Origin of the sequence: Methylocapsa sp. S129 (assembly GCF_009765995.1) — a bacterium.
Taxonomy (GTDB): domain Bacteria; phylum Pseudomonadota; class Alphaproteobacteria; order Rhizobiales; family Beijerinckiaceae; genus Roseiarcus.
Map to the genome: position 1 here is coordinate 333948 of NZ_LMUI01000020.1, position 26265 is coordinate 360212.

Below are 26265 nucleotides of genomic sequence, written 5' to 3' on the forward strand. Positions count from 1 at the left end.
CGGCCCGCGCTACCGGAGGATGGTCATGAACCAACACGCCAAATCGAAGAAATTCCAGCCTGTTCCGCAAAGCGTGACGACGGGGCCCATCGCGGGATCGCATAAAGTTTACGCCGCGCCGAGGTCGCATCCCGACATGCGCGTGCCGCTGCGCGAGATTACATTGAGCGATCCGCTGGAGCCGCCGGTTCGCGTCTATGATCCCTCAGGCCCCTATACCGAATCTGATGCGCGCATCGATCTGGCCGCCGGTCTTCCAGCGGTTCGCGAGACCTGGATCGCCGCGCGCGGCTTCGACGTTGTCAAAGGGCGCGCAGTCAAGCCCGAGGACAATGGCAATGTCTCGACCGATCGGTTGGCGCCGCATTGCCCCGCCACGCGGACCTTACGCGCGGGTCGCCCCGGCCAGATGGTCACGCAATATGAATTCGCCAGGGCGGGTATCATCACGCCGGAAATGGTCTATGTCGCGCATCGCGAAAATGTGGCGCGCGAAAGCGCGGTCGATCATGCGGCGGCCACTCTCGCCGACGGCGACAGCTTTGGCGCCGCCATTCCGGAGTTTGTGACGTCGGAATTTGTGCGTGACGAAGTGGCGCGAGGCCGCGCGATCATTCCCGCCAACATCAACCATCTCGAACTGGAGCCGATGGCGATCGGCCGCAATTTCCTCGTCAAGGTCAACGCCAATATTGGGAATTCCGCCGTCAGTTCCGGGGTGGCCGAGGAAGTCGAAAAACTGGTCTGGTCGATCCGCTGGGGCGCCGATACGGTGATGGACCTCTCGACGGGGCGTAATATCCACAATATTCGTTCGTGGATTTTGCGCAATTCGCCGGTGCCGATCGGCGCCGTGCCGATCTATCAGGCGCTTGAAAAAGTCGACGGCGATCCGCTGAAGCTCGATTGGGAGGTGTTCAAGGATACGCTGATCGAACAGGCGGAGCAGGGCGTCGATTATTTCACCATTCACGCCGGCGTGCGCCTTGCGCATGTGCCGCTGACCGCCAGGCGCGTCACCGGCATCGTCTCGCGTGGCGGGTCGATCATGGCGCGCTGGTGCCTAGCGGGCCATCGCGAAAGCTTCCTCTACGAACGCTTCGACGAAATTTGCGACATCATGCGCAAATACGATGTTTCGTTCTCGCTCGGCGACGGGCTGCGCCCCGGCTCGATCGCCGACGCCAATGATGCGGCGCAATTTGCCGAACTCGAGACGCTCGGCGAACTGACCAAAGTCGCCTGGAATAAGGGTTGCCAGGTTATGATCGAGGGGCCCGGCCATGTGCCGATGCATAAGATCAAGGTCAATATGACCAAGCAACTCGCCGAATGCGGCGAGGCGCCTTTTTATACGCTGGGGCCGCTGACAACCGACATCGCGCCAGGCTACGACCATATCACCTCGGGCATCGGCGCCGCGATGATCGGCTGGTTCGGCACAGCGATGCTCTGCTATGTCACGCCGAAGGAGCATCTCGGCCTGCCGGATCGCGACGATGTGAAGACAGGCGTCATCACCTATCGCATCGCCGCCCATGCCGCCGATCTCGCCAAGGGCCATCCGGCGGCGCAATTGCGCGACGACGCGCTGTCGCGCGCCCGTTTCGATTTTCGGTGGGAGGATCAGTTCAACCTGTCGCTCGATCCCGACACGGCGCGCAAATATCACGATGAGACGCTTCCGAAGGATTCGCACAAGGTCGCGCATTTTTGCTCGATGTGCGGACCAAAATTCTGCTCGATGCAGATCACCAGGGATTTGCGCAAAGAGGCTGAAGCGCTGGCCGGCATGCAAGAGAAGTCGAAAGAGTTTATCGAACAGGGCGGCGCGCTCTACGTGCCTGCCGCGGAATAAAGCGATGCGCGTCACCGTCGTCGGCGCTGGCGTCGTCGGCCTTACTGCGGCGCTCGAACTCTCCGAGCGCGGCGCGGAGGTTGAGATCGTCGAGCGCGCCGCGCATCTTGGCGAGGCTGCGTGCTCCTGGTGCGCGGGCGGCATGCTGGCGCCGTGGTGCGAAGGAGAAAGCGCGCCGGCCGAAGTTGTCGATCTCGGTGCGCAGGCGCTGGATTGGTGGGCGCGGCGCGTTCCCGGCGTTGCGAGTAACGGCACGCTCGTCGTCGCGGCGCCGCGCGATGTCGGCGAAATCGAGCGCTTCGCTGCGCGTACGCTGAATCATGAACGCGTCGACGAGACGCGCATTGGCGCGCTGGAGCCCGACTTGGCCGGGCGCTTCCGCAAGGGGTTATTTTTCGCACGAGAAGGGCATCTCGATCCGCGCATGGCGCTTGGCGCGCTCAGGGATCGTCTCGCCGAGCGAGGCGTCGCGATAAGCTTCGGGGTCGACGGCGCCGCGCCTTCGTTGTTTGCCGGCGCCGTGCTTGATTGTCGAGGATTCGCTGCGCGCGATGCGCTCGAAGAGCTTCGCGGCGTACGGGGCGAAATGCTGATCTTGCGCACCAAGGAAATTTCCTTGGCTCGGCCGATCCGCTTTTTGCATCCGCGCATTCCCCTCTACGTTGTACCGCGCGCCGATGGTCTGTTCATGGTGGGAGCGACGATGATCGAGAGCGCCGAGCGCGGCTCCGTCACCGCGCGTTCGGCGATCGAATTGCTGAGCGCCGCTTATGCGTTGCACCCGGCCTTTGGCGAAGCGGAGATTGTCGAGATGCGCGCCGACGTGCGTCCCGCCTTTCCCGACAATTTGCCGCGCATCGTTCGGCGCGGCGCAACGAACTATCTTAATGGATTTTACCGTCACGGCTTTCTTCTTTCGCCGGCCTTTGCGCAAAAGGCGGCCGCGACGATTCTGCGGGATGTCAGGGATACAAATGAAAATCATCGTCAACGGCGCCGAGCTTGAGCTTGGCGCTACGACGCTCGCCGAGGCGCTTGAAGCGCTCGACTATCGCGACGCCGTCGTTGCGACCGCTTTGAACGGTCATTTCGTCGCGGCGCGGGCGCGCGCGCTGACGCGGCTTTCCGAGGGCGACAAGATCGAGATCGTCGCGCCAAGGCAAGGAGGCTGAACTATGGAGCTTTATGGCGTCGAGATCGCCTCGCGTCTATTGCTGGGGACCGCGCAATATCCGTCGCCAGCGATCCTTGCCGACGCCGTGCGTGCGGCTAGGGTCGATATTGTCACGGTTTCGTTGCGCCGCGAATCAGGCCGCTTGCGCGAAGGCCAGGATTTTTGGTCGCTCATCCGCACGCTTGGCATTCGCGTGCTGCCCAATACCGCCGGCTGCCACTCGGTCAAAGAAGCGGTGACGACGGCGCAAATGGCGCGTGAGATATTCGCCACCAACTGGATCAAGCTTGAAGTGATCGGCGAGGCCGACACGTTGCAGCCGGATGTTTTCGGCCTTGCCGAAGCCGCGAGGATCTTGAGCGACGACGGCTTCGCCGTTTTCCCCTACATGACCGAAGACCTCATCGTCGCCGAGCGGCTGATCGAGGCGGGATGCAGGGTTTTGATGCCGTGGGGGGCGCCGATCGGCTCGGGCAAGGGCCTGAACAACCCCTTCGGCTTGCAGGCTTTGCGCGCCCATTTCCCCGATATTCCGCTTGTCGTCGACGCTGGCATCGGCCTGCCCTCGCACGCCGCCGCCGCGATGGAGCTGGGCTATGATGCGGTGTTGTTGAATACCGCCGTCGCCAAGGCGGGCGACCCCGTCGCGATGGCGCAGGCTTTCGCGGGGGCCGTCGAGGCGGGGCGCGCCGCCTACCTTGCCGGTCCGATGGAGGCGCGCGATATGGCGGCGCCTTCGACGCCGGTACTCGGCAGGCCGGTTCTCGCACGATGACGGCGCGCAGTTTGAGCGATCTCGACCCTTTTTATCCGATCGTCGACAGCGCCGCATGGGTCGAGCGGCTGGTTACGGTCGGCGCAAGACTGATCCAATTGCGCGTCAAGGACCGTGCGGACGCGGATGTGCGGGTGCAAACGCACGCGGCGCTGGCGTATTGCGCACGCCACAGCGCGCAACTCATCGTCAATGATTACTGGGAAATCGCCATCGATGAAGGCGCCGATTTCATTCATCTCGGCCAGGGCGATCTCGATGGCGCCGATATGAAGCGCATTCGCGCGCTGGGCTTGCGCGTTGGAATCAGCACGCACGATCACGTTGAGCTCGATCGCGCTTTGTCGTTCGATCCAGATTATGTGGCGTTGGGGCCGATCTATCCCACCATTCTTAAGGCTATGCCCTTTGCGCCGCAGGGGTTGGCGCGCATCGGCGAATGGAAACGGCTTGTCGGCAAGCGGCCGTTGGTCGCCATTGGCGGCATCAGTCTGGAGCGGGCGCCCTTATGCCTAGCCGCGGGGGCCGATAGCGCGGCTGTCGTGACCGACATCACGCTGAACGCGGATCCCGACGGGCGCGCCAAGGCGTGGCTGGCGGCGACGCGGAGAGCGGCTTGAAGCGCAAGACGCCTGTCGCCCTGACGATCGCCGGTTCCGATTCCGGCGCTGGCGCAGGCATTCAGGCAGATCTGAAGACTTTCGCCGCGCTCGGCGTCTATGGGACCAGCGCATTGACGGCTGTGACGGCGCAGAACACGCTCGGCGTGCGTGCCGTCTTCACCCTTCCCGCCACGATTGTTGCAGCGCAAATCGACGCGGTCTCAAGAGATTTCGACGTCGCCGCGGTCAAGATCGGCATGCTTTCCAGTCTGGAAATTGTCGAGGCCGTGGCGGCGGCGCTTGCTGGCTTTTCACCCCGCTTTGTCGTGTTCGATCCTGTGATGATCGCCTCTTCCGGTGATCCGCTGATTGCGCCCGCTGCGGTAGCGGCGATGAAATCGTACCTCTTCTCACACGTCGATTGTCTCACGCCCAATCTGTCGGAAGCCGCGGCGTTTCTTGGCGAGGCGCCCGCGCGCGACGAGGAGGAGGTGACCCGACAAGGGCGCGCCCTGCTCGAACTCGGCCCCCGCGCCGTTCTGATGAAGGGCGGGCATCTCGAATCGCCAGAAGCGGTCGATATTCTTATCACGGAGACGCGCGCGCGCCGCTACGCGGGACCGCGCGTCGCTTCGCGCAACCTGCACGGAACAGGATGCACGCTTTCGGCGGCGATATCGGCCTATGTCGTTAGGGGCCGCGAGCTTGAAGAGGCCGTGACGAGCGCCAAGGCCTTTGTTGAAAAAGCCATCATCGCTGGGCGCAATATCGAATTGGGCGAAGGGCCGGGGCCGTTGATGCACTTGCCGCTGAAGACTTAGGCGGACGTCGGAAAGCGCTCGATATGCACTTCGCCGCGACGGCCAAAATATTGCACATGCCGGCCGGCGATCCATACGAAATAGCCGACGCAACCGGCTGCCATGGTGCGTTGCATGAATTCCGGATATTTGACCGCGCCGCTTTGCGCCCCCCGAACAGCTTCGCTGACGTCGTCCGCATTGAAAGCTTCGGCGACGGACATTTCCGGCGACGTGAATTTGACCGCATAGGTTTCGCCCGACGGCAGATAATAAATGTTCTCGCAGCGACGGTAATCCGCCAGATATGTCTCGACGCCCACTTGCATCAGCTTGCCGACAACTTCGCCGAAGCTGATTGTTCCCTGATGCGAGCGTTTGACGCATTCTTCAATGACGGTTCTGGCTTCTGCGCTCATGCTCATTGGACTTTCCTTTCTGTGTCGCTCAGTCAATCGGGACGGCTTTCAGTTGATGAAGGCGGACGACCTCTTTCATTGCGCTAACGAGTTGGTCACGCACGGGTTTCGACAGATGGCCGAAGAACTCTTCGTCGTTCTGGTCCGCCAACCGGGCGAGGGCCGGGACAAGCGTCTGGCCGGCAATTGTCAGTTCGATCACGTGGTTGCGGCGGTCGGCCTCGGTGATCGAGCGGATGAGCAGCTCCTTGCGCTCCAGGCGGGCGACCAGTTTCGATATTGCCCCCTTCGTCATTCCTATCTTCTGTCCAAGTTCGGTCGGCGATGTGGGCCCCAGCCGGTGCATCTCGCGCATGACGACCCATTCCGAAACGGTGACGTCGGCGGCTTCCATTTTTCTCTGGAAGGCTTGCGCAACATGATTGGACACAAATCGCAGCCAGTAACCGAGATGAGATTCGAGCTCGCTTACGGATTTCCCGCTTGAAGCGTGGGATCCGCGGCGGTTTGGGTGATCGGGTCGGGCGTTCATGAGAGTTCCTGCTGGCGTTCCGATTGAGACATGGATCGCGCACGTTTCGACCTATAGTTTCCTAGGAAACTTTTGTCAAGAGCTTATTGCCTAAAAATGAACCCCGTTGGGGGTCTCGAGCGAGCCCAACGCCAATTCCCGCGTTTGCATCGTCATCGACGACTCCCATCGCAAACGCGCCAGCAGATTCCTCGAACATCATCGTGGAAACCTGACGCTCCACCGATGCTTTGCCGCTTTGCTTTTGCTAGGGTCGCCGCCATGATCAGCGAAGCGGACGTGAGAGAGCCGGAAGAAAGCCAAGTCAATGGTCCCGCCGCGTCCTACGCCAAGGAGCCTGCACGCCTCACGCCCATGATGGCGCAATATCTGGCGATCAAGGCCGCCAATCCCGATTGCCTGCTTTTCTATCGAATGGGCGATTTTTACGAATTGTTCTTCCGGGACGCTGAAATTGCGAGCCGGGCGCTGGGCATTGTGTTGACCAAGCGAGGCAAGCACGAAGGCGAAGATATCCGCATGTGCGGCGTGCCGGTCGAGCGCGCCGACGATTATCTGCAAAGGCTGATAGGCCAGGGTCATCGCGTCGCGGTTTGCGAACAGCTTGAGGATCCGGCCGAGGCGAAAAAACGCGGCGCCAAATCCGTCGTTCGCCGCGATGTCGTGCGTCTGGTGACGCCTGGAACGATCACCGAGGATCGGCTACTGGAGCCCGGCCGCGCCAATATTCTCGTGGCGGTTCAGCGCGTGAAGACAGGCGAGACGCGCGCGCTGTTCGGCCTTGCGGCGCTGGATATTTCGACCGGCGCCTTCTCGTTGAGCGAGACCGATGAAGTAGGTCTGGCCGTCGAAATCGCCCGTATCGAACCGAGCGAAATATTGGCGCCGCAGGCCCTGTTCGACGATCCCGCGATCGCTCGCCTTTTTTCCGAAACGCGCGCCGCCGTTACGCCCATCGGGCGCGACATGACCGACGGCGTTCTCGCGGAACGACGCATTTGCGATTTCTACGGGGTTGAGACGCTCGATGGGTTCGGCGCCTTTACGCGCGCGGAAATTGGCGCGGCGGCGATCGCGCTCGGCTATATCCAGCGCACCCAGATCGACGCGCGCCCGGCTCTGTCGCCGCCCTCGCGCCGTGTTCGCGGCTCCAGTCTTGAAATCGACGCCTCGACGCGAGCCAATCTCGAATTGACGCGCACGCTTTCGGGCGAACGGGCGGGATCGCTGCTTGCGGCGATCGACCTGACCCTGACCTCCGCCGGCGCTCGTCAACTCGCCGAAAGATTGGCGAGCCCGTTGACGCGGCAAGCCGACATCGTTCAGCGCCTCGATTCGGTCGCCTATTTCGTGGGGGAGGGGCGCCTGCGCGCCGATTTGCGCGCGATTTTGAGCGCGGCCCCCGACTTCATCCGCGCGCTGTCGCGCCTGAGTCTCGATCGTGGCGGCCCGCGCGATTTGGCGGCGATGCGCGATGGACTGAATGTCGCTGGGCTGGTGGGGCGCAAACTGGCCGAGCAGTCGACCCCAAGCGCCGGTCTGGCCGAGGCCTGCGCTCAGCTTGTTCAGGCCGATGGCGCGCTAGAGGGCGAGCTTGCGGCGACGCTGAACGACGAATTGCCGTTGAACAAACGTGATGGCGGCTTCGTGCGCCCTGGCGCTTTGGCGCCGCTTGATGAGGCGCGTGCGCTTCGGGACGAGAGCCGGCGCGTCATCGCCGAACTGCAAGGCAAATATTGCGAGCTTGCCGAAACGCGGCAGCTCAAGATCAAGCACAACAATTTCTTGGGATTCTATATCGAAACACAGCAGGCGCAGGGCGAGCGGCTGTTGCGCCCACCCCATTCCGCGACGTTCATCCATCGGCAGACCATGGCGGGTGCCATGCGCTTTTCGACGAACGAACTCGCCGAACTTGAGGCGAAAATCGCCTCGGCCGCCGATCGCGCCCTCGCGCTGGAGCTTGCCGCGTTCGACAGGTTGCGGCTGGCGTGCCTTGCTCAAATGGAGGCGATCCGGGGGCTGGGCCTGGCGCTTGCGGAGATCGACGTCGCCTGCGCACTCGCCGAACTCGCGGTCAGCCGCGACTGGACACGTCCGATCGTTGATGATTCGCTGCGCTTTATCATCGAAGGAGGGCGCCATCCTGTGGTCGAGGCGGCGCTTCACGCGCGCGGCGAGCCTTTTGTGGCCAACGATGCCGATCTTTCCGGCGAGATCGCCGATGGCGGGCGCATCGCGCTGATCACCGGCCCCAATATGGCGGGCAAGTCGACCTATTTGCGGCAAAACGCGCTGATCGCGACGCTGGCGCAAATGGGCTCTTTCGTGCCGGCGCGGCGCGCCCATATCGGCATTGTCGATCGGCTTTTTTCGCGCGTTGGGGCGGCCGACGATCTGGCGCGCGGCCGTTCGACCTTCATGGTCGAAATGGTCGAGACGGCGGCGATCCTCAACCAGGCCAGCGTTCGTTCGCTCGTCATCCTCGATGAAATAGGGCGGGGCACCGCCACTTTCGACGGCTTATCGATCGCCTTCGCGACCATTGAGCACCTTAATGCGGTCAATCGTTCGCGAACGCTGTTCGCCACGCATTTTCACGAATTGACCCGATTGTCCAAAACACTGCCGCGCTTGTTCAATCTCACCATGCGCGTGACCGAGTGGAACAATAATCTCGTGTTTTTGCATGAAGTGACGCCGGGCTCGGCCGATCGCTCCTACGGCATCCAGGTCGCCAAATTGGCTGGCCTGCCGCCGAGCGTAATCGATCGGGCGCGCGTGATCCTGGCGGAGCTTGAAGCGACCAATCGTTCCGGCGCTGCCTTGCGCAGCATCGACGAATTGCCGCTGTTCGCGGTCGCGCCGAAGCCGGCGCCGCCCAGGAATGACAGGGATGAATTGCGGGAGAAGCTCGCCGCGATCGATCCGGACGATCTTTCGCCGAGGGACGCCCAGGCGGCGCTCTACGCCCTCAAGAAACTGGCGACGGAGAAATAAGCGATGATGGCGCAAAAGATTTATCTCGCGACGGCGGCGGCAGCTTTTCTTTATGTCATCTCGCCCGGGCCGGCTTTTCTCGCGCTATTCACGCTGGCGGCGTCAAAAGGGCGCAAGGCGGGCGCGTGGTTCATCAGCGGCCATCTGGTCGGCGACGTCTCCTGGGGGGCGCTTGCTTTCGCGGCGATCATCGGTGTCAACCGGATCGGACCCGTGCTGTTTGAATTGCTTGGCGCCGCCTGCGGATTCTATCTGATCTATCTCGGCGTCAAAGCGGTGGTGACGAAAAAAGACGCCCCACCGCAAACCATCGGCGCTCGCCGCCCGCTGATCGCCGGCATGGTGTTCGGGTTGACCAACCCCAAAGCCTATCCCGTCGCGGTGGCGATGTTCACGGCGATCGCCGCGCCATTCGCGGGCCAACTGACCTTCGCCGACGCGCCGCAATTGATGCTGGCCGCTTTCGTCGGGTTCCTGATGGCGGATATGACGCTGATATTCGCCGCCGGCCTACCGGGAGTGCGGCGCTTCTTCCTGCGCCACGGTGTCGCCGTGACGCGCGTCGTGGGCGTATTATTCATTGCCTTTGGCGCAAAGTCGGTCTTCGACGCGGCGAGTGGCGCGCTACGGCGGGCGGGGTGAGCCGCTGACTTGCCGCTTGATCGCCCGCGTCTGAAAGTCGCTCAAATCGAGCCTGGCGGAATAAAGGCGCAATAGAGAAAGATGCTGTCAAAGACGTTCGACGAGGCGCCGCCGAGCCGATCATTGTCGGTCGCTGAGCGATAGCATAAATGCGCGCGATGAGAATCGTCGCTCGGCGGATCGCCAGGTATAGGCAAGAACGTGATGCGATCTTCGGGGATTGCGATCCATTGACGCTCGCGCGTCAGGAACTCGAACTGGCCGCCGTGTTCACGAAAAGATGTCGCGGCGCAATCATCGCCGCCGCAGCAGAGCTGGCCGTTCCTGCCGTGCACGTCGGTATAAATATCATGGGCGCTGACTGCGGAGAACGACGCGGCGACGACGGCGCCGCCAAGGGCTGCGTGCAAAAGAACATTCATCATGTCAACCGCTCCTGTTGGCGGCCGATCAATCGAGACATTCGTCGATGGCGATCAGGCCGCATGCCGATCACCCCCCTTAAACTTGTGATTTCCTCCCAAACGTTCCATCCGCCCTGGCCGCTTGACAGTCGGCGCGGCTCGATGATCGTTGTACGCGCAATGGCTAAATATACGCGCATGCCGCTCACACAACTCGCTGCTATTCATGCGGCAGCGAGGAAGCCGGCTCTGGGCGTGTCCTCCGGCCGCGACGAAAGCGCTAATAGCGTCGTGGCGGCTATCCGGCGAATCAATGCAAGAGGCGTGCCGAATCCCTCCATGCAATCGCTTGCGGCGCTCTTCGTCAAGATGGCCTGTGGATAGTCCGAACTCCGGCGGCTTGCGCCGAGTCGAACAGGTCGAGGATGACCGATAAAATCCTCGGCCGCGGTTCCATTTGCCCTCGCCAGCCCCTCATCTTATCCTCTTTCCCAGGAGGACTCACCTTTGAACATCGCAGCCGAGACGCTCGCCGCCACCCATCTGCGCCGCCGCGCTGACCATCTTTCACCAGCGGCGGTTGAAGCACTGAACGCCGCCTTGGCCGCGCGTTTTGGCAATCGCCTCGTCACCTCGGAGGCGGTGCGCGTCCAGCACGGCCATACGCTGACCTGGGTCGCCAATGCGCCGCCCGACGCCGTGATTTTCGCAGAGAACACACAGGACGTCGTCGACGCCGTGCGCATTTGCGCCGAGCACGATGCGCCGATTATCCCCTTTGGGGCCGGCACTTCGCTAGAGGGGCATGTCAACGCGCTCCACGGCGGCGTGTCGATCGACATGTCGCGCATGGATCGCCTTCTCGCCGTTCACGCTGAAGACCTTGATTGCGTCGTCGAGCCGGGCCTGCATCGCATCGCGTTGAACGAACAGTTACGCGATACGGGCTTGTTCTTCCCGATCGACCCTGGCGCCGACGCTTCGATCGGCGGGATGACGGCGACGCGCGCCTCCGGTACGAATGCTGTGCGCTATGGCACGATGAAAGATAATGTCCTCTCGCTGGTCGCCGTGACCGCGGATGGCTCTATCGTGCGCACGGCGAGCCGGGCGAAAAAATCCTCGGCTGGCTATGATTTGACTCGCCTGTTCGTGGGCTCCGAGGGGACATTGGGAATCATTACCGAAATCACCTTGCGGCTGCACGGCATCCCCGAGGCGATATCGGCCGGTCATTGCCCATTCAAGGACGTTCGCTCCGCCTGCGACGCCGTCATCGCGACGATCCAGTCAGGCCTACCGGTCGCGCGCATTGAATTGCTCGACGCAATGCAGGTGAAGGCTTGCAACAATTATTCCAAACTTTCACTTCCCGAAACGCCGATGCTGTTTGTTGAATTTCACGGCACATCGGCAGGCGTCGCCGAACAGTCGCAACGTTTCGGCGATATCGCCGCTGAGTTTGGCGGCGGCCCTTTCGTGTGGGCGACGCGGCCCGAAGAACGCAGCCGCCTTTGGCAGGCGCGTCATGACGTCTATTGGGCGTCATTCACCCTGCGGCCGGGCGCGCGGCTTTTTGCGACCGACGTCTGCGTGCCGATCTCGCGGCTCGCCGATTGCGTTGAAGCGACGCAACGGGATATTGCCGAGACAGGTTTGGTGGCGCCGATTGTCGGACATGTCGGCGACGGCAATTTCCATGTGAGTCCCCTTGTCGACATGGATGATCCCGCCGATGTCGCACGTGCGGAGGCGTTTTCATCGCGCTTGGTGCGCCGGGCGCTGGCGATGGACGGAACCTGCACCGGGGAGCATGGCGTCGGCCAAAAGAAAATCCCCTATGTCGAAGAGGAATATCCTGCCGCGACGCTTGATCTGATGCGGCGCATCAAACAAGCCTTCGATCCTGCCAATCTCCTCAACCCAGGCAAAATACTGCGGCAATAGGCCTATTGGGCGGGCCGGGACGGCGTCGATTTCCCGCGCGGTCTTGCATCGTCACTTTCGCGCCATGAATTGGGATATTGTTCCTCCCTCCAATCCGGCCTCACACCAGGAACTGACGGTCAATCTTGCGCACCGGCCTTACCGTTATCGCTCTTCTCCTGATTTCGGCGCTGACCGCGGCGTTGATCGGGCCCTATTACGTCGATTGGAGCAAGCAGCGCGTTGCGGTCGAGGCGCAATTGTCCCGCATCCTGAGCGAGCGCGTTCAGGTGAAGGGCGCGATCGATCTCAAGCTTCTTCCCAGCCCCTACGTCACTTTGAATCAAGTCGAAGTCACGGATCCTAAAACTGGCGGCGTCCTGTTTTCTTGCGACGAGATGGAACTGGCGCTCGGTCTGACGTCTCTTGTGCGAGGCCAATTCCGGTTCACGCGGGCTTCCTTTGAACGTCCAATCCTCGATCTCGTTCAGGGTCCGGACGGAGGAATCGCACTGCCAAAACTAGATATGGCGTCACGCTCCGATTCGATCGCTTTCGACAAGGTCGTCGTTCGCAACGCCAGCGTGAGAATAATGCGAGCCGATGGCCTCGCGGAATTCACCGTTGCCGGAATTAGTCTTGATGCGGAGGCCGGTTCCTTGCTTGGACCTTTCAAAGGCTCGGGCGAAGCTCCCGGTCCCGGCGGCGCAAAACTCGCGTTCAATTTTGCGACGGGCGCCGTTGAAGGCGACAATTTGCGATTCAAGGCGGCAATCGACGCCAGAGGCGGGTTGCCGCGAAGCGAGTTCGACGGCGCCCTGGCTTTGACCGACGCGACGGCGACAGCGGGCGTGGCGGTCGTCGGTTATTCCGGCGCTGCAACCTTTTCGGGACTGATCAAGGGGGCCGACGCGCCGACGCCCTGGCGTGCTTCTGGCGCCCTGAAAGCCGACCTGCGCAGGGCCTCGCTAGACAATCTTGATGTCCGGCTTGGGCAGGAGGATCGTGCGCTCGCGGCAAATGGTTCGGCGCAGATGGAGTTTGGCGCGCCGCCCCGTGCGAGCATTGTCCTTGCGGCCAAACAGCTCAATTTCGATACGTTGCTGCGAGGGGAAGGCGAGGACTCCGCGTCGCCAGCAAAAGCTTATGGCGCGTTGAGCGCCGCTTTGGCAGGGCTTGGGATCGAGAGCGCTCCGCCTGTCGCCCTGTCCGTCGAACTTGAAACGCCGGCGGCGATACTCGGCGGCGATACGATTGCCGACGTTACGTTCTCCGTAAATGTTGATCCAAGCGCGCCGACCGGCGTGAAGCTTGAGGCGAGCCCGCCAGGACGCAGCCATATCCTGGCGTCAGGGGTTGTCGATGCCGGTCCTGCTCCAGGCTTCAAAGGCCGGATGGACGCCAGGATCGGCGACATTCAACGCCTGCGCGACTGGCTCACGCTTGGCGCCCCCGATTTGAGCGCGCGCCTCGCCGCTGTTAGCGAGGTATTGCCTTATCGGTCAGCCTCGGCGATCGGCGATGTGGATTTGTCGGCGACAGGTTTTGTCGCGCGAAATTTGAGTCTTGCGCTTGAGCGTTCGACCTTCACCGGAACCTTGGCTTTGACGCGCGCCGTCGGTGTCGAGCGTGGGCGCATGTTTATGGATATGCAAACGGATTCGCTTGACATCGATGCGCTTCCTAACGTCAGCGCGAGTACGAATTTTCTCAGCGATATCGATCTTTCCCTGGCCCTCGACGCGCATGCGATTCGCATCGCCCGATTGGGAGAAGCGCGGGTCGAAGGAGGATCGCTGACGCTCAAACTAACCAAACAGGGCGACGATGTTCGGCTGGATCATTTGTCGATTGCTGATCTTGGCGGAGCGTCGGTGGAGGCGAACGGCGCCAGCGATGGGAAAGGTCGCTGGCTTAGCGCCAAAATCGACGCCGCGCGATTGCGCGATTTCGCACTGCTGATCCGCCGCGTGGCGCCGGGGCCGATCAGCGACATGCTCGTCGATCGTTCAGGAGCGCTTTCGCCCGCAAAACTGACTTTCAACGCGCAATCGTCGGCGCCGAGCAAGGGCGTGGCTGACGCGACGGATACGCTGACGATGCAGGGTACGGCGGGGGTGACGCGCGTTGACGCCAAATTCGACCGCGCCGCTGGGGACGCCAATACGCTGAGCGCGACTGTATCGCTCGATGCGCCTGACGCTGCTCCATTGCTGCGACAGATCGGATTGCCGGCCTTGTCGCTTGCAGGGCAAGGGCGCGGACATATCGGCGCCTCGGCGCACGGCCGTTGGAGCGACGGCCTGGAGGGGGACATATCCGCTTCGTTCGCTGGCGCTGATCTCGCCTGGCGGGGGCGGCTGTCGTACAAAGCATCGGATGTTGACGGCGCACTGGTTAGGGGTTTGGCCAGCGTCAAGGCGGCTAACTCGATGCCGCTCCTGGCGGTGCTTGGCATAGCGTCGCCGGATTCGACTGTCGCCATTCCGACCGATCTTTTGGCTGATATCGCCTGGCGCGACAAACGACTCAGTTTTTCACAACTGCAGGGCACAATCGGGCATACGCGTTTTTCTGGAGATTTGACCTATTGGCCAGCGTCGGTGCAGCCAGGCCCCACGATTCCAGCGGATCCGGATGTAGCGCTCGCTCAGGCGGTAGCTGGTGAAAATTCCGCCGCGCCCGCAGCGCAACTCACGGGTGCTTTGCAGGCGGACCGATTGTCGCTCTCCGCCTTGATTGGCTTGGCGCTTGGCGCGCCACAGTCGGCCAAGGCCGGAGCGTTCTGGTCGGACGCTAAGTTTTCCGCGGGACTCGTCAATCCGCCATCCGCCGATATCGCTCTCAAAGTCGCCGCGCTTGACGTCACTGATAGCCTTCTCGCCCACGACGCCGGCATGCAGCTAAAACTTGGGCGGGGCCTAGTCAGCCTCGATGATTTGTCGATGAATGTGGCCGGAGGCGCCCTCGCCGGACGGGCGACAATTCGACGAGACGGGCCGAATGCGTCGGTGTCCGGGCAAGTCTCAACCGAGCCTATCGCCCTCGATCGGCCGAACTTCGCGGGTCAGGTGTCGGGCTCGATGGACTTCGCTAGTACAGGACAAAGCGCCAGCGCGTTGGTTGCTGGGCTCGCCGGAGCCGGCCAAATAAAGCTGCAAGGCGCGCGAATACCGCATCTCGATCAGAGCGCGATTGGTCGGATTGTCGAAAAAGCGCAATCGTCCGACTATGCGATCGATCCACCTAATATTAATCGCGCTTTCGAACTGGAGTTCAACAAGCAAGCCTTGCGCGTTGGCGACGCCAATGCGTCTTTATCCCTTACAGCGGGAATAATCCGCTTTGGTCCATTTGAAGTGAGGGATTCCAGGGACGAGGCGGCGCTGCAGGCGAATTTTGATCTTCGATCGTTCATCCTGGAGATTTACGCCGCATTCGCTGAATTGCAAACGCCGAAATACTGGAGTGGGGCGCCACCAGCGATCAATGTTGTGTTGAGAGGGCCGATCGATGCCTTGGTTCGCGAGGTCGATTCCGGCCTCTTCGTGGCCGGCCTCGCGGCTCAGTCCATCGCGCGGGAGACCAACAGAATCGCGGCTCTGGAATCGGACATACGTGAGCGCGCCTTCTTCAATCGACGGCTGAAAGCCAGCCAATCCATGCGCCGGCGCGAGTTGGAATTGGAGGCCTATTCGATTGAGCAAGCGCGGCTCAAGTCGGAAGACAATCGTGCGCGCGTGGAGGCCGAAACTGTAAAAGCCGATGAGGAAAGGCGCAGGGCGGCTGCTGCTGAGCAGCTATCAACGCCTGCGCCGGCGCCAAATAATCCCACGCAATCGTCGACGAATCCCATGCCGCCCCTGCCGCGGCCGCCCAGCGCGCTGCAGCAATCTGATCCGACCGCATCTGGGCTCTATTGAATCACGCTTTCGAACACGAAGACGCGGATCGCCGATGATAGATTCGCGGGTCCACGATTGGCGTCGATCTCGGCGACGAGCGCATTGATCGATTGAGCGCGCCTTTTGGCTAAAGCCTTGAGTTCACGCCAGAACGTTTCTTCCAGCGAAATGCTCGTGCGGTGCCCGGCAATCACGAGGGATCGCTTGACCACGCCGGCATCCGGACGGATCGATCCGCCGCCAATAGATTCAGGCGAGTCACTCGGCATCGCCCGGGTCCGGCCGCCGATGAGCTTCGAGACGCCTGTCCGCCAGGACGCGTTCGGTTTGGGCTTTGCTTCTCACACTTTTCGAGACGCCAAATGCGACGCGGTTGGCCGCCGCTTTGATTTCAGCTTCGGCGCCTAACTGACGCTTACGAATTCTGCGGAGATTGACGATCTCGCCCATGCTCGCGCCCGTCCGTCATTACTTCTTGCGAAACGCGTCGATCGAAACAACCTTGGCCGCTTCTGACTTTTCGGTCGTTTTGGCGGCGGCGGGACTTGGCGACGAGTCCGAAGGTTTGGCGGGCGCGAGCGCTTTTGCCATCGGCGTCGGACTCAGGTTGCGTTTGGAAGGCGGTCCCGCCTCGCTCTCGCCTTTGCCCGCCGAATTTGGGATTGTCTCAGGAGTTGGGGCCCCAGCCTCCGCAACTTCGGGCACCATGAATTTGAAACCGAATGTCGGCACCGAGGGATCGCTGAAACCCGTTATCGCGGCAAATGGAATAGCAAGCCGTTCGGGCTTTCGCGAAAAAGACAAACTGACTTCAAAACCTTCGCCATTGACCGATAGATCCCAAAACTCGTGCTGGAGAATGATCGTCATCTCATCGGGGTATTTCTGGCGCATGGCCGCGGGAATAGTCACTCCCGGCGCGCGCGTCTTGAAAGAAATATAGAAATGATGATCGCCGGGCAGGCCGTTGCGGGCCGCATCGCCGAGCACCTTGCGAACCACTGAGCGCAAGGCCTCTTGAACCAGAAGATCGTATCGAATGTGATCGGTAGGCATTGTAAAACTGCGCTCGCGCTTCTCCTTCAAGAATTAGCGGAGTGAGGCGGCCAATGCAATTGCGGGCTTGGAGAGTCGAAGACCTCAGAAAAGTGGAGGCTTCTGTTGCCAGGCGCCTCCGGACCCCGCCTAAAGGTGCGAACCCTCAGGACTTGATTTCCAGTACCAGCACCGCATTACGCGGCGAGGGCCACCGGGGCATAGTTGTCATTAGCAACTATAGGTTTGACCCGATAACGGCGGTATCATGCCGGGCAAAAGATCACCCTTTACATCCCTCGTCGAACCTATTTCGCCCCCGCCAAAGCCCGCTTTCCGCAGCGGGTTTTGGTGGAGGCGCCGGGTACCGCCCCCGGGTCCGAAAGACTTATTCCGATGCCCATTTATCGCCATAGCCGTCTTGCGACGGCAGAGCCAACATAGGCGCTGCATCCCTCGTTGGGAAGGGCCAATTGGGAATTGTCTTAAGGTTTTGGGCTGCTTAGCCCGCGCCGGCCTTAACGAGCTTATAAACGATAGCGTCGACCAGCGCCTGGAACGATGCGTCGATGATGTTGCCAGAGACGCCGACGGTCGACCAGCGCGCGCCCGACGAATCGCCAAATTCGATCAAAACACGGGTGACCGCGTCGGTGCCTCCCTGAAAGACCCTCACGCGATAGTCGAGCAATTCGAGATCTTCGATATGGCGCTGATAGGCGCCGAGATCCTTGCGCAGGGCAAGATCGAGCGCATTGACAGGACCATTGCCTTCGGCGGCGGAAATTAGCGTTTCTCCGTGAATTTTGATCTTCACCACGGCCTGGGAGGCGGAGACGAGCGCGCCGCTGGCGTTGAACTTGCGCTCGACATTGACGCTAAAGCCCTCGACCTCAAAGAAAGCCGGCGTCTCGCCAAGCGCGCGCCGCGCGAGCAATTCGAAAGAAGCGTCGGCGCCTTCATAGGCATAGCCTTCCGCCTCCTTGGCTTTCACTTGGTCGAGCAGGAAGGACAGCCTGGGGTCGTTGGCGCGCACTTCGACGCCAAGACGCGTGAGCTGGGCGACGAGATTGGATTTACCCGCCTGGTCCGAAACCAGAATGGCGCGTGTGTTGCCGACGCTTTCGGGCGGCACATGCTCATAAGTGCGGGGGTCTTTGGCCAGTGCGGACGCGTGAATACCGGCCTTCGTCGCAAAAGCCGAGGCGCCGACATAGGGCGCGTGGCGATCGGGCGCCCGATTGAGCAGCTCGTCGAACGTATGCGATATTTTCGAAATGTCGCTTAGCGCCTCAGGCGTGACGCCGGTCTCGAAGCGCGCGTTCAATTCGGGCTTCAGGAGTAGCGTTGGGATCAGCGATATCAGGTTCGCATTGCCGCAGCGCTCGCCGAGCCCATTCAAGGCGCCTTGAATCTGACGGACGCCCGCGCGCACAGCCGCCAATGAATTGGCGACGGCGTTTTCGGTGTCGTTGTGAGCATGAATCCCCAGATGGTCGCCAGGAATGACGCGGATGACTTCGCCCACGATACGCTCGACTTCATCAGGCAGCGTGCCGCCATTGGTGTCGCACAGCACCACCCACCGTGCGCCGGCCTCGTATGCCGTGCGGGCGCAGCTCAAGGCGTACTGGGGATTGGCCTTGTAGCCGTCGAAAAAATGTTCGCAATCGAGCATCGCCTCGCGGCCCGCTTTGACCGCCGCCCTCACACTGAGTTCGATGCTCTCCAGATTCTCGTCAAGCGTACAACCCAATGCGACATGAACATGATAGTCCCAGGATTTGGCGACGAAGACGATCGCGTCGGCGTCGGCGGCAAGCAGAGCCGCGACGCCTGGATCATTCTCCGCCGATCGTCCCGGGCGTTTGGTCATGCCAAAAGCCGCAAAGCGCGCATTGGTTGTGGGCTTGCGCTCAAAGAATTTTGTGTCAACTGGATTGGCGCCGGGATAGCCGCCTTCGACATAGTCGACACCCAGGCGATCCAGCAGAGCGGCAATCTGGCGCTTGTCTTCGAGAGAAAAATCAACGCCCGTCGTCTGCGCGCCATCGCGCAGGGTCGTGTCGAAAAGGTAAAGGCGTTCGCGCGTCATTGGATTGAACCGCTAGTGAAGCTTGGATGTCGGGGGGCGGGCGGGGTCAGCCGCGACCAATGGCTTGAGCATCGTCGTGTTGGCGAGCCATTCGTCGTCCAGCTGGATCAAATTGCGCCGCTGCGCGACAAAGCCCTGGTTTTCGAAGCTTGCTTTGGCGGTGTCGCTGACTTCGCTGGTCAGTTGCTTGGCGCCGCGCCCCTTCGCGAGCCGCGTCAAGGCGTCGATCAGAAGGGCGCCGACGCCGCGCCGCGCGAATTCGGGATCGACGTAGAGCATGTCGATGACATCAGCGCCTTTCAGGCTGCCAAAACCGATCGGCTCGCCCGAGATCGTCGCAACCAGAGTGAGGGATTTTGCGAGGCGCGCGCCAAAGGCCGCGACATCATCCGCCGTCGCAGCCCAGGCTCTGCGCTGTTCGTCGCCGTAATCGTCGCTCGTCAACGCCTCGATGCTGGCGCGAAAAATCGCTGCGCAGCGGGCGGCATCGGAAGGCAGATACGGGCGCAGGGCGGGAGTCGTGCTCATCGCTTGAACTCCCATGTCGTGCCGTCCTTGGATTCTTTAAGGACGACGCCGAGATCGGCGAGCTGATCGCGAATCTTGTCGGCTTCGGCGAAGTTCTTTGCCGCACGAGCGGCTTGTCGACTTGCGATCAACTCGTCGACGCGCTTCTGAGTCGACGAATCTTCAAAATGCGTTCCGTCCGCTTTCTCGGTGGCGACAGCTTTATCCGATGCCCTGATGCCGTCCATGACGCTCTCATAGAGCCTCCGAGTTAGGCTGGTCGGATTGCAGCTGAAGCCCAGAAAGGTCAGGGAAGCGCTAAGAGCTGCTCTGTCTCCCGTTTTTGCAAGCTCATGCACCCTGACGAGAGCGCCGTGCGTATTGAGATCGTCAAACAGCGCTTCCAGGATCCCCCGGTCGATCGTTCCGTGGGAAGATGCTTCGGTGGCGATGAGACCGTACCATTCACGGAGGTCTTTGAGCGCTCGCTCTAGCTCTTTCACGGTCCAGTCGATCGGCTGGCGATAGTGCGTGCGCAGCATTGCGAGCCGCAACACATCGCCCGGCCACGTGCTGTCTCCGAACTTCCCGGTCTCCAAAAGGTCGCGAATGGTGACGAAATTGCCGAGGCTTTTCGACATCTTCTCGCCTTCGACCTGCAGGAAGCCGTTATGCATCCAGACATTGGCCATACGCGTCGTATTGAAGGCGCAGCAGGACTGAGCGATCTCATTTTCGTGGTGAGGGAATACGAGATCGATGCCGCCGCCGTGGATATCAAAAATATTCTTGGTCGGATCGTCGCAGGCCAGCCCGCCGCCAAACGGCGTGAGCAGCTTGGCCATGGACATGGCGGAGCACTCGATATGCCAGCCCGGCCGTCCAAGAGGGACGATGCCGCAGGGGCTCGGCCAGCCGGGTTCATTCGGCTTCGACGGCTTCCACAGCACGAAATCCATCGGATCGCGCTTGTAGGGCGCGACATCGACGCGCGCGCCGGCGATCATCTCGTCGAGTGAGCGTCGCGCCAGCGACCCGTAGCGAGGCGCGCCGGGATAATTGTCCATCGCGACGGGGGAAAACAGCACATTGTCTTCGGCGACATAAGCGAGGCCGCGCGCCACGAGCCGCTCGATGATCGCGACCATTTCGACAATGTGGTTGGTCGCACGAGGCTCTTGATCCGGCGGCAAGCAGCCTAGCGCGGCGACATCTTCATGGAATTGCCGCTCCGTCGCTTCCGTGACCTTACCGATCGCGTCATTCAGCGGAAGGTCGGGAAAGTCGCGTGCGGCGCGAGCGTTGATCTTGTCGTCGACGTCCGTGATGTTGCGGGCATAGACGACATGGTCAGCCCCGTATCGATGCCGCAGCAGTCGATAGAGAACGTCGAACACGATGACCGGGCGCGCATTGCCGATATGGGCGTAATCATAGACCGTCGGACCGCAGACATAGAGGCGCACGTTTCCGGGGTCGATGGGTTCGAAAACCTCTTTCGACCGGGTCAGCGTATTGTAGAGCTTCAGTGGTCTCGACATTTCATCTTCACCAGCCGCGCGAATGCGGATTCAGACCGGCTGGATCGTCGCTTTTCATGACTTCAATTGGAAAAGACGCGCGCCAGCCAGCAATAGTGCTAGCTGCAAATAATAATGATCCGGCAAAGGCGGAATTGGCGCGTCATGCCGCCACCTTTCCCGCGGGCCGCGGCGGAAGTCAAGCCGAAATGGTCTTGAAGGGGCGCGACCTGCCCGTTAACCCCGCATTCATAGCGTGGCTTCAGGATTGCCGATGGAGGCGGTTCCGCTTCGTCGAGATCATGAAATCCAGAGTCTGACATGCGTCGTTTCAAGCTGTGGCCGGCAATTCTCCCGTTTTTTATCGCCTTGGCGCTCTGCGCCGGCTCGGTGGGTCAGGGGCAGGCCGCCGAAGGAAACACCTTCATCATAGCCGCCGCGGAAGGCTACGGCGTCGAGGATTGCCTGGCGGAGGGTGGGGAATGCGGACACGTCGTCGCTGACGCCTGGTGCGAGGCGCATGGCCACGGGGCCGCGATTTCGTTCGGGCTCGCTGAGGACGTCACCAACGCCATTCCGGCCAGCGCGGCCAGCAAATCAGGCGCCCCCTACATCGTTCGGTGCGGCGAATAAGGCCAACCCAATCGGTCAGCGCAGGAAATCGCCGCACTTCTGGATATCACCGCTTGCGACGCCCCAAGGTTGAATTGGAACGCTCGAGGTCGAATTCTTCGGTGATCCGTCGACCAATTTGTCAGTATAGACCATATAAATCAATATGTTGCGCTTGGCGTCGCACCCCCGTACGATCTGCATCTTCTTGAAAAACAGCGACCGGCGCTCGCGGAAGACCACATCGCCCTGCTCGAACTTCTCCTTGATCTTGATGGGACCGTATTGCCGGCACGCCAAGGAAATGTCCGAGGTCTGTTCCGCCAATCCAAAGGCGCCCGCAAGGCCGCCTTTCTCAGGCGCGGTGTAATGACAGGCGACGCCGTCGATTGCCGGATCGTCGACGCCGTAGACCGCAAGCTTGTCGTTCGGGGTCAACAATTTGAATGTCGTGGATTTCCGGAAGATGAGATCGGGCTCATCGGACTCTGCCCTCGCGGGGACCGCGACCATTAGCGACGCAACAAATCCGAGACAAACAAAGACGGTTCCATATCTCATCGCGCCGCTCCAACCCCTCACAGGCGCGACAAGATTCACGCCAGACTCGCCAACAAATCGCGTCCCTACATAGGGAACTTGACTGACGGCGCAATACCGCTCGGTGGCGGACCTGGCGGGTGTCTCCATAGCGGTGCGACCGAATAGCCGCCGCGCCGGTTGATAGCCTGCCCATCCTCGCCTAAGAAGCCGCACTAGAGAGTGCTGAGGCGCCATGGGGTCCGGGCCGCATGAATGTTTTGATTATTGGCTCGGGTGGAAGAGAGCATGCCCTGGCCATCGCTCTTGCCAAATCACGCTCATTGACGCGGCTGTTCATCACCCCCGGCAATCCGGGGACAGCGACCGTTGCGGAAGCTATTGTGCTTGATGTCGCCGACCACAGCGCAGTGGTGAGCCTGTGTCAGTTATTGTCCATCGGCCTCGTCGTCGTCGGCCCAGAAGCGCCGCTGGTGGCCGGAATCGCCGACGATCTTTCCGCTGCCGGGATCGCCTGTTTCGGCCCGGGCCGCGCCGCGGCGCAGCTTGAGGGGTCGAAGGGCTTCACCAAGGATTTTTGTCGCGATTTTGGCATTCCAACCGCCGCCTATGGTCGTTTCGACAGGATGGATGCGGCGCTATCTTTCGTGCGCGCGAAAGGCGCCCCGATCGTCGTGAAAGCCGATGGTTTGGCGGCGGGCAAAGGCGTGGTCGTCGCCACCACGCTGGCGGAAGCCGAAGCGGCCGTCCGTTCGATGTTTGATGGCGGTTTTGGCGCCGCCGGCGCTGAAGTCGTCATTGAGGAATTTCTTGAAGGCGAGGAAGTGTCTTTCTTTGCGCTCAGCGATGGCGAGCGGGCGGTCGCCTTTTCCTCCGCCCAGGACCACAAGCGCGTGGGAGATGGAGACACGGGCCCTAACACCGGCGGCATGGGCGCCTATTCGCCGGCGGCGATCATGACGCAAGACATGAGCGCACGCGTCATGCGCGAAATTATCGCGCCGACAATCGCCGGCATGCGCAAGCGCGGCATGCCTTTTCGTGGCGTCCTGTTCGCAGGGCTGATGATCGGCGCGGATGGGCCAAAGCTGATCGAATATAATGTTCGCTTTGGCGATCCAGAGGCGGAGGTCGTGCTGACGCGGCTGGAGAGTGACCTTCTCGACCTGTTGTTTGGGTGCGCGCGAGGGTGCCTACCGGAAGGGACGCCGCAATTCTCAAACGAAGCGGCGCTGACCGTCGTGCTCGCTGCGCGCGGCTATCCCGGCGCTGTGATCAAGGGCTCTGAAATTCGGGGAATCGAAGTGGCCGCCAGGCTTCCTGGTGTAACGGTTCATTATGCAGGCGCTCGTCGGGATGGCGTACGCCTTCTCGCCGATGGCGGCCGCGTCCTCGCTGTCACTGCCACGGGCAAGAGCGTCGCACAGGCGCAGTCGCGCGCTTATGCCGCAGTCGATGCGATCGACTGGCCAGGGGGGGTCTGCCGTCGCGATATTGGCTGGCGGGCCGTGGCGCGCGAACGTGCGCATAGCCTTCCGAGGGTTTGAGTGGAGCCAGCGCGCCAAAACGCAGACGAATCCTCTTCGCCTTCTATCGCCATAGCGCTCGGCGGAGGCGGGGCGCGCGGTATTGCGCATATCGCGATACTCGAAGCTCTCGACGAATTGGGCGTGAAGCCGCGGGCGATGTCAGGCACGTCGATCGGCGCGATCCTCGGCGCCGCTTACGCTGCGGGAATCGAAGCCAAACACTTGCGCGCTCATACGCTCGCCATAATGCGCAAGCGTTCGGAGGTAATGGGGAAACTGCTGAAAGCGCGCGTCGGCCGCTTCACCGATATCGTCCTGCGTGGATTCGCTAATCCTGTTCTGCTCGACGCCGAGCTTTTCCTCGATCTGTTCTGGCCCGATGCAATGCCGGAGCGCTTTGAGGATCTGGCGATCCCGCTTCAGGTCGTCACGACGGACTTCTATGATCGTTGCGAGGCGGTCTTTTCGACAGGCCTTCTGTCGCCAGCGGTCGCCGGATCGATGGCCATTCCGGGTCTGATCAAGCCCGTGGAAATGGACGGGCGTGTGCTTATTGACGGCGGCGCCGTCAATCCTTTGCCCTATGACCTTCTCTTTGAGGCGGCTGATATCGTCATCGCGATTGACGTCACTTTCGGAGGTCCGCGCCAACGACGAAATCCTGCCCCCTTTGAGGCAATGTTTGGCGCGGCGCAGATCATGCAGGGCGCCATAACGTCGGAAAAATTAAAACTACGCGCGCCCGATATTTTAATGAGGCCGATGGTCGAGCAATTCCGCGTGCTTGATTTCTTCCGGGCGGCCCAGATATTGCGTGCGGCGGAATCGGCCAAGGAAGACATCAAGCGAAAGCTCGCCGCCCTGCTTGACCCCTGACGAGCTATATGAACTTCGCGCCCGGCGAGATCTGCGCGCCGCGCTGAAATTCTTGGCCGGACATCGCAGCTCTGCCAGCGCGCTGCGCCTCAAGAATTCGTATCGCGCCGCCGCCGCCGCAGGCGACCGTCGGCGCCTCGTCGATCACCGTCCCCGCGGGGCCGGCGCCCTCGACCGCGGCTGCACGAAGAAACTTCACACGTTCCGCGCCCCGGCCGAGATCGATCTCGGAATAGGCGCCGGGGCTTGGAGAGAGCCCGCGGATATGATCGCGTATAGCTGCCGCACTCCAACGCCAGTCGATGCGCGTCTCGCTCTTGTCAATCTTGCGCGCGTAGGTCGCCCCGTCGGCGCTCTGGTTGTGAAAGGCAAGGCTTCCCTCAGCCAGTGCCGGCAAAGCGCGGGCCATCAGCGCCGCGCCACTATGGGCGAGCGCCTGTGCGATTTCGCCGGCCGTAGCGCCCCGATCGATGGCGATACGCTCTTCGAGGGCGACGGGACCCGTGTCCAGCCCTTCTTCCATACGCATCACGCTTACGCCGGTCTCGACGTCGCCGGCCATGATGGCGCGCTGAATGGGCGCTGCGCCGCGCCACCGCGGCAGCAGGGAGGCATGCAAATTCAGACAGCCGAACGCGGGCGCGGCGAGGACGGCGCCGGGAAGGATCAGGCCATAAGCGACCACCACCGCGACATCGGCGCCACGCGCCCGGAATCCATCTTGCGCCTGTGGATCTTTCAAGGTCGCGGGGGTCAGCACGGGTATCGAGAAGCGCTCGGCGACTTCGTGGACCGGCGTCTTCGTCGGCGCCAAGCCGCGGCGGCCCGCGGGCTTTGGCGCGCGGGTATAGACGGCGACGACATTGTGCCCCTGCCGGATGATCTCGAGAAGCGTCGGCGTCGCGAAATCGGGGGTGCCCATGAAGACGATGCGCATGATGAAAGGGCGATAGCATCGGCCCGGTCGAGCGTCAAAACACGCGTGCTTGCGACCGCTATGGCGTTTTGCCATGAACTGGGTTCAAGTTCGCTTTCCGAATCCCTCACCCCAGCGGCTCGATGATCGATCCGAACAATCCCTCCTTCTCGCCAGACGGAAATCACCGGTTCATTCTGCGCGTTTACTATGAGGACACCGATTTCTCGGGGCGCGTCTACCATGCGTCCTATCTGCGCTTCCTCGAGCGCGGACGAACGGAATGGCTGCGCAGCCAAGGGTTTGAACAGCGCGAACTTGCAGCGGGCGCCGCCATTGTTTTTGCCGTGCGCCGCCTTGAGATCGACTATCTCAGGCCGGCTTTGATGGATGAGTTGCTGACGATTGAAACAAGGATTGACGCGGTTGGCGGCGCCTCGATCGATTTCGCGCAAGCGGTTTTTCGCGGCGATGAGAAACTCGTCAAAGCCTTTGTCTGCGTCGCGGCGCTGTCTAGCGGTCGTCCTGTGCGCCTCCCCAGAGACATGAGAGAGCGGTTTTCCGCGCCGAGGTGACGGCGACGAGAGAAGTGTGCGCA

25 protein-coding genes and 1 other RNA gene are annotated in these 26265 nt (G+C 61.6%); 15 read left to right on the forward strand and 11 right to left on the reverse strand.

What is annotated here, in order from left to right; all coding sequences use genetic code 11:
• Positions 1-25: 25 nt before the first annotated feature.
• Genes thiC through thiD form a run of 6 tightly spaced genes read left to right on the forward strand, consistent with a single transcriptional unit; the run spans position 26 to position 5230 of the window.
• Positions 26-1858, forward strand: a complete 1833-nt coding sequence (gene thiC, locus GSQ90_RS14245; RefSeq protein ID WP_158815483.1) for a phosphomethylpyrimidine synthase ThiC — start codon at positions 26-28, stop codon at positions 1856-1858.
• Between the two features lie 4 nt (positions 1859-1862).
• Complete coding sequence (locus GSQ90_RS14250; RefSeq protein ID WP_158815484.1) at positions 1863-2864, forward strand: FAD-dependent oxidoreductase; 1002 nt, start codon at positions 1863-1865, stop codon at positions 2862-2864.
• Entirely contained in the window at positions 2833-3030 is a 198-nt protein-coding gene (thiS, locus tag GSQ90_RS14255; protein WP_158815485.1) for a sulfur carrier protein ThiS, read from the forward strand. Before GSQ90_RS14250 ends, thiS begins: the two co-directional genes overlap by 32 nt.
• A 3-nt stretch (positions 3031-3033) precedes the next feature.
• Positions 3034-3807: a thiazole synthase gene (locus GSQ90_RS14260; RefSeq protein WP_158815486.1), complete on the forward strand. Its 774-nt coding sequence runs from the start codon at positions 3034-3036 to the stop codon at positions 3805-3807.
• 11 nt (positions 3808-3818) lie between these two features.
• Positions 3819-4427 (forward strand): thiamine phosphate synthase, encoded by a 609-nt coding sequence (locus GSQ90_RS14265; protein WP_158815487.1) that lies wholly within the window; start codon positions 3819-3821, stop codon positions 4425-4427.
• Entirely contained in the window at positions 4424-5230 is an 807-nt protein-coding gene (gene thiD / locus GSQ90_RS14270) for a bifunctional hydroxymethylpyrimidine kinase/phosphomethylpyrimidine kinase (protein ID WP_158815488.1), read from the forward strand. Before GSQ90_RS14265 ends, thiD begins: the two co-directional genes overlap by 4 nt.
• Here the strand turns inward: thiD and GSQ90_RS14275 are convergent.
• Together GSQ90_RS14275 and GSQ90_RS14280 are read right to left on the reverse strand one after the other, a co-directional pair.
• Positions 5227-5634, reverse strand: coding sequence for a DUF1398 family protein (locus tag GSQ90_RS14275; protein WP_210254900.1), 408 nt, complete (start codon positions 5632-5634; stop codon positions 5227-5229). The genes thiD and GSQ90_RS14275 overlap by 4 nt on opposite strands.
• A 22-nt stretch (positions 5635-5656) precedes the next feature.
• The gene (locus tag GSQ90_RS14280) at positions 5657-6160 is read right to left on the reverse strand and encodes a MarR family winged helix-turn-helix transcriptional regulator (RefSeq protein WP_158815489.1); all 504 of its coding nucleotides are present in this window, start codon (positions 6158-6160) and stop codon (positions 5657-5659) included.
• Positions 6161-6421: 261 nt separating this feature from the next.
• Here GSQ90_RS14280 and mutS point away from each other — a divergent pair, with 261 nt between their 5' ends.
• From mutS to GSQ90_RS14305, 5 genes are all read left to right on the forward strand, one after another.
• Positions 6422-9160, forward strand: coding sequence for a DNA mismatch repair protein MutS (mutS, locus tag GSQ90_RS14285; RefSeq protein ID WP_371418370.1), 2739 nt, complete (start codon positions 6422-6424; stop codon positions 9158-9160).
• Between the two features lie 3 nt (positions 9161-9163).
• Positions 9164-9802 carry a LysE family translocator gene (locus tag GSQ90_RS14290; RefSeq protein WP_246731600.1) on the forward strand — a complete coding sequence of 213 codons (639 nt, stop codon included), beginning with the start codon at positions 9164-9166 and terminating at the stop codon, positions 9800-9802.
• A 149-nt stretch (positions 9803-9951) separates the two neighbouring features.
• On the forward strand, positions 9952-10590 hold the full coding sequence (locus GSQ90_RS14295) for a hypothetical protein (protein WP_158815490.1): 639 nt from the start codon (positions 9952-9954) through the stop codon (positions 10588-10590).
• A 159-nt stretch (positions 10591-10749) separates the two neighbouring features.
• The gene (locus GSQ90_RS14300) at positions 10750-12153 is read left to right on the forward strand and encodes an FAD-binding oxidoreductase (protein ID WP_158815547.1); all 1404 of its coding nucleotides are present in this window, start codon (positions 10750-10752) and stop codon (positions 12151-12153) included.
• Between the two features lie 125 nt (positions 12154-12278).
• Positions 12279-16055 carry an AsmA-like C-terminal region-containing protein gene (locus GSQ90_RS14305; protein ID WP_158815491.1) on the forward strand — a complete coding sequence of 1259 codons (3777 nt, stop codon included), beginning with the start codon at positions 12279-12281 and terminating at the stop codon, positions 16053-16055.
• On the opposite strand, the gene GSQ90_RS14310 is transcribed toward GSQ90_RS14305, so the two are convergent.
• The 7 genes from GSQ90_RS14310 to cysS all read right to left on the reverse strand — a co-directional run bounded on the left by GSQ90_RS14310 (position 16049) and on the right by cysS (position 21215).
• Positions 16049-16249 carry a ribbon-helix-helix domain-containing protein gene (locus GSQ90_RS14310; RefSeq protein WP_371418371.1) on the reverse strand — a complete coding sequence of 67 codons (201 nt, stop codon included), beginning with the start codon at positions 16247-16249 and terminating at the stop codon, positions 16049-16051. The two genes, GSQ90_RS14305 and GSQ90_RS14310, sit on opposite strands and share 7 nt — an antisense overlap.
• A gap of 46 nt (positions 16250-16295) precedes the next feature.
• The gene (locus tag GSQ90_RS14315; RefSeq protein WP_158815493.1) at positions 16296-16487 is read right to left on the reverse strand and encodes a DUF4169 family protein; all 192 of its coding nucleotides are present in this window, start codon (positions 16485-16487) and stop codon (positions 16296-16298) included.
• An 18-nt stretch (positions 16488-16505) separates the two neighbouring features.
• Positions 16506-17093 (reverse strand): SspB family protein, encoded by a 588-nt coding sequence (locus GSQ90_RS14320; RefSeq protein ID WP_158815494.1) that lies wholly within the window; start codon positions 17091-17093, stop codon positions 16506-16508.
• Positions 17094-17184: 91 nt separating this feature from the next.
• Positions 17185-17542: a transfer-messenger RNA gene (ssrA, locus tag GSQ90_RS14325) on the reverse strand.
• Between the two features lie 32 nt (positions 17543-17574).
• Positions 17575-19167, reverse strand: a complete 1593-nt coding sequence (cimA, locus tag GSQ90_RS14330) for a citramalate synthase (RefSeq protein WP_158815495.1) — start codon at positions 19165-19167, stop codon at positions 17575-17577.
• Positions 19168-19179: 12 nt separating this feature from the next.
• Positions 19180-19695, reverse strand: a complete 516-nt coding sequence (locus GSQ90_RS14335; protein WP_371418372.1) for a GNAT family N-acetyltransferase — start codon at positions 19693-19695, stop codon at positions 19180-19182.
• Positions 19692-21215 carry a cysteine--tRNA ligase gene (gene cysS, locus GSQ90_RS14340; protein ID WP_158815497.1) on the reverse strand — a complete coding sequence of 508 codons (1524 nt, stop codon included), beginning with the start codon at positions 21213-21215 and terminating at the stop codon, positions 19692-19694. The genes GSQ90_RS14335 and cysS overlap by 4 nt, the downstream gene beginning before the upstream one ends.
• Before the next feature lie 300 nt (positions 21216-21515).
• Between cysS and GSQ90_RS14345 the strand changes: the two genes are divergently transcribed.
• The gene (locus tag GSQ90_RS14345) at positions 21516-21827 is read left to right on the forward strand and encodes a hypothetical protein (RefSeq protein WP_158815498.1); all 312 of its coding nucleotides are present in this window, start codon (positions 21516-21518) and stop codon (positions 21825-21827) included.
• A 15-nt stretch (positions 21828-21842) separates the two neighbouring features.
• On the opposite strand, the gene GSQ90_RS14350 is transcribed toward GSQ90_RS14345, so the two are convergent.
• Positions 21843-22319, reverse strand: a complete 477-nt coding sequence (locus GSQ90_RS14350) for a CreA family protein (RefSeq protein ID WP_246731608.1) — start codon at positions 22317-22319, stop codon at positions 21843-21845.
• Between the two features lie 278 nt (positions 22320-22597).
• Between GSQ90_RS14350 and purD the strand changes: the two genes are divergently transcribed.
• Together purD and GSQ90_RS14360 are read left to right on the forward strand one after the other, a co-directional pair.
• The gene (gene purD / locus GSQ90_RS14355; RefSeq protein ID WP_158815500.1) at positions 22598-23893 is read left to right on the forward strand and encodes a phosphoribosylamine--glycine ligase; all 1296 of its coding nucleotides are present in this window, start codon (positions 22598-22600) and stop codon (positions 23891-23893) included.
• The gene (locus GSQ90_RS14360; RefSeq protein WP_158815501.1) at positions 23894-24751 is read left to right on the forward strand and encodes a patatin-like phospholipase family protein; all 858 of its coding nucleotides are present in this window, start codon (positions 23894-23896) and stop codon (positions 24749-24751) included.
• Positions 24752-24755: 4 nt separating this feature from the next.
• Here GSQ90_RS14360 and fmt read toward each other — a convergent pair whose 3' ends face one another.
• On the reverse strand, positions 24756-25688 hold the full coding sequence (fmt, locus tag GSQ90_RS14365; protein WP_158815502.1) for a methionyl-tRNA formyltransferase: 933 nt from the start codon (positions 25686-25688) through the stop codon (positions 24756-24758).
• A gap of 122 nt (positions 25689-25810) precedes the next feature.
• Between fmt and ybgC the strand changes: the two genes are divergently transcribed.
• Entirely contained in the window at positions 25811-26242 is a 432-nt protein-coding gene (gene ybgC, locus GSQ90_RS14370) for a tol-pal system-associated acyl-CoA thioesterase (RefSeq protein WP_158815503.1), read from the forward strand.
• The last annotated feature ends 23 nt before the right edge of the window (positions 26243-26265 follow it).